The 3,523-nt window shown below is 74.8% G+C and carries 3 protein-coding genes and 1 pseudogene; all 4 read left to right on the top strand.

Annotated elements, in window-relative coordinates; genetic code table 11:
* Positions 1-181, top strand: a pseudogene (locus tag ACFWOG_RS40110) (hypothetical protein); the annotation flags it as partial.
* Positions 174-1,451, top strand: a complete 1,278-nt coding sequence (locus ACFWOG_RS40105) for a cytochrome P450 (RefSeq protein WP_380364609.1) — start codon at positions 174-176, stop codon at positions 1,449-1,451. The pseudogene ACFWOG_RS40110 and the gene ACFWOG_RS40105, both read left to right, overlap by 8 nt.
* Positions 1,448-2,347, top strand: coding sequence for a hypothetical protein (locus ACFWOG_RS40100; protein WP_329951240.1), 900 nt, complete (start codon positions 1,448-1,450; stop codon positions 2,345-2,347). The genes ACFWOG_RS40105 and ACFWOG_RS40100 overlap by 4 nt, the downstream gene beginning before the upstream one ends.
* Entirely contained in the window at positions 2,344-3,420 is a 1,077-nt protein-coding gene (locus tag ACFWOG_RS40095; RefSeq protein WP_380364607.1) for a ketoacyl-ACP synthase III family protein, read from the top strand. The genes ACFWOG_RS40100 and ACFWOG_RS40095 overlap by 4 nt, the downstream gene beginning before the upstream one ends.
* Positions 3,421-3,523 lie beyond the last annotated feature (103 nt).

The following is a 3,523-nucleotide window of genomic DNA, read 5'->3' as shown; positions in this document are numbered from 1 at the left end:
CGCCGGCACGGTCCGGCTGCTCCCCGACCCGGCGAACGCCGAGCCCGCCGAGCCCGCCGAGCCCGTTGAGAACACCGGGCCCGACGGGCCTGCCGAAGACGTGGCGAACGCCGATCATGCGACGGGCCCCGCGAACGCGGCGGGCGCCCGGAAGACCGAGGGGGCCGAGAACGATGACTGACCCGGTACGTTTCCCCTTCCCCCCGGAGGCCGGTGTCTGTCCGGCCGCCGAGTACCGCGAGCTCCTGGCCACCGGAGAGCCGTACCCGGTCAGGCTCTCCAGCGGCCGGCCGGCCCTCGTGATCACCCGTCACGAGGACGTCGCCGCCGTCCTCAACGACGACCGCTTCAGCCGGGCCCGCTACGTGGAACTCGCCCGCCCGCTCCTGGCCCGCAAGGCGGACTCGATCCTGCTCGCCACCGCCGACGCGCCGGACCACACCCGCCGCCGCCGCGCGATCCTGCCCGACTTCACCGCCCGGCGGGTCCGGCAACTACGGCCTCGACTGGAGGAGTTGGCCGAAGAGCTGCTGGACGGTCTGACCGCCGGCGCCGACCACGGCGAGGCGGACCTGGTCGACGGGTACACCGTGCCGTTCGCGATGCAGCTGATCTGCGAGCTCCTCGGCGTCCCGCGCGAGGACGGCGTCCGGCTGCGCCGCGAAGTGGACGTCCTCATGTCGACCTCCGGCCACACCCCGGAGGAGGTCGCCGCGACGCAGGCCCGGATGGACGCGTACTTCGAGGAGCTCGTCGCGGGGAAGCTGCGGGCCGTGGAACGCGGCGAACCGGCCGAGGACCTGCTGACCAGGATGGCGACCCGGCCCGAGGAGGATCCGGCCCTGCGGCTCTCGCCGAAGGAGATCGTGTCCCTCGGTTCGGGCATGCTGATGGCGGGCTACGAGACCACCGGCAACTCCTTCGCGATGTGCGTCCTGCTGCTGCTCGGGCATCCCGGTCTCGCCGAACGGCTGCGGGCGGAGCCCGGGCGGATACCGGCCGTGATCGAGGAGATGCTCCGCTGGAGCTCGCTCAACAACACCGGTGGCGCGCCCCATCTGGTGACGCAGGACACGGAGTTCGGGGGCCGCCCGGTCCGGGCCGGTGAGATCGTGGTGCCGGTCACGGCCGCCGCCAACCGGGACCCGGCGAGGTTCAAGGACCCGGACACCTTCGACCCGGACCGGCCGGACGCCACCGGACACCTGGCGTTCGGCCACGGCCGGCACCTGTGCCCGGGGGCCGAACTCGCCCGCGCCGAGCTGCAGATCGGCATGGCCGCGCTGCTGCGCCGGTTCGAGGTGCTGGAACTAGCCGTGCCCGAGGCGGAGTTGAAGTGGCGCCGGACGATGTTCATCAACGGCGTCTGGGAGTTGCCCGTCCGTTGGTCGACCCGTCCGAGGCAGTCGGCGCGGCCGAAGCCGTCGGGGCCGTCGGGGCCGCCGGCGTGATCCGTCGTCTCGGCCTCTTCGTGCGGGGCAGCTTCCCCCTGCCGCTGTCGGTGGTGTTCGGCGCCCTCTGGGCGGTGGGGGTGACGGGGCTCTACGCCGCCGTCCACCCGCACGCCCAGCACTGGCGGCCGGGGTGGGGCACCGTCCTCGCGGCGGTCACCGTCGTCGTCGACCTGCTGCTGCTGCGGGCCGCCGACGATCTGCGGGACCTGCCGTACGACCGGCGGCACAATCCGGGCCGCCCGCTGGCGCGCGGCGCGGTGCTGCCCCGCGACCTGGTGGTGCTGCTGGGCGTGGGCGCGGCCGTCCTGCTGCTGCTCAACACGGGGAACCGGCCCGCGCAGCTGCTGCTCGCCGCGCAGTTCGGGTACCTCGTCCTGCTGGTGGGGGCGGAGCTGCGGTTCGGCTGGCCGCCCGGGGACGCGGTGGTGCTGAGCGTGCTGTTGAGCGCTCCGGTCCAGATCCTGCTCAACCTCTACCTGTACGCGGTCTTCCTCGGCGACACCGGTCTGTCCGCGGACCGGCACGTCCTGGCGGTGCTCGCCGTGGTGATGCTCGCGGCCACCCACCACGAGCTGGCCCGCAAGCTGGTCCGGGCCCCCGGGGAGCGGGAGCGCACCTACGTCCACGCCTTCGGGGTCCGGGCCACCACCGCGCTGGCGGTGGGGTTCGCGGTCGCCTCCGCGGTGGCGGCGCTGGCCGTCCTCCGTCCGTGGGAGGCGGGGGCCGGGGCGGCCTGGGGGTGGCTGGTGGTCCTTCCGGTGGCCGTCGTCCTCCGGGCGGCGTGGAGCTTCGTCCGGGGCGGGGCGCCGCGCTGGCCGCTGCGCGCGGTGGTCGGCTACCTGCCGGCCGCCTTCACCTGCTACCTGCTGATCGGCATGGGGGTCACGGCATGAGGACGGAGAACCTGTTCATCGCGGGCCTGGGCACCTGGGTCCCGGGGTTCGAACCGGTGGCGGAAGCCGTCCGCGAGGGCCGGTACGACGGGGAGCGGGCGCGGGCCGAGGGCTGGACCGGCGTGGCGTTCGCCGGGGACGTGTCGGCGCCCGAACTCGCGGCCGGGGCGGGCGTGGAGGCCCTCAAGCGCTCGGGCCTCGACGCCGACCGGATCTCGCTGGTACTGCACGCCGGCACCTTCCACCAGGGACCCGACGGCTGGTACGCCGCGAACTACGTCCAGGACAAGGTGGTCGGCACCGCGGTGCCGGCGATCGGCCTGGACCAGGGCTGCACGGCGATGCTGGACGCGCTCCACCTCGCCCACGGCCACCTGGCGGTGGGTCCCGGCGGCGGCGCGGTGCTGGTGACGGCGGCCGACAACTTCGGTGCCCCGCTGGTCGACCGGTGGAAGTACGCGGACGGCTGGACCGCCGGCCGGGGCTCGGTGCTCGGTGACGCCGGCTGCGCGGCGGTCGTCTCCACCGAGGGCGGGCCGCTGCGGATCCGTTCGCTGGCGCTGTCGTCGCTCTCCAGGTGGGAGCACCTCTACCGGGGGGAGGACCCGGTGTTCCCGCCCAGGCCGGGCCTCACGGTCGAGACCTCCCTGGGGCGGCGGATGGCCGCCCACGCCGACCGGCTCGACCGGGACGGCGGCCACGACGCGGAGGGCGGGGCGCGCCGGGCCGTCGCCGGTGACCTGGTGCGGGCGCGGACGGCCCTGGCCCGGCAGGCGATGGAGGAGGCGGGCATCGGTCCGGCCGACGTCACCCGGGTCACCCACGTGTTCTCCGGTCACCCCCGCTACCTGGAGACCCTGCTGGAGCCGCTGGGGATCGACCCCGGCCGCGGCATGCTCGACCTCGGCCGTGCCCACGGTCACCTGGGGGCGGGCGACCAGTTCCTCTCCCTCGCCCACCTCGTGGAGACCGGCGCCGTGTCGCCGGGCGACCACGTCCTGATGATGGGCAACGGCGCGGGCATCTCCCTGGCCTGCTCGGTGATCGAGGTCCTGGAGGACCCGGGCTGGTGAGGTCGACACCGACCCGCCCCGCGCCCCCCGCCCCCCCCCCCCGGGGGGCGGGGGGGCGCCGGCCCGGGGCGGGGGAGGATAAAAGTGAGGTGAAAACAAAAAA

Source organism: Kitasatospora sp. NPDC058406 (assembly GCF_042722765.1).
Classification (GTDB): Bacteria; Actinomycetota; Actinomycetes; order Streptomycetales; family Streptomycetaceae; genus Kitasatospora.
The sequence above is the reverse complement of the archived record's forward strand: the minus strand, read 5'-3'. Positions and strand labels throughout refer to the sequence as shown.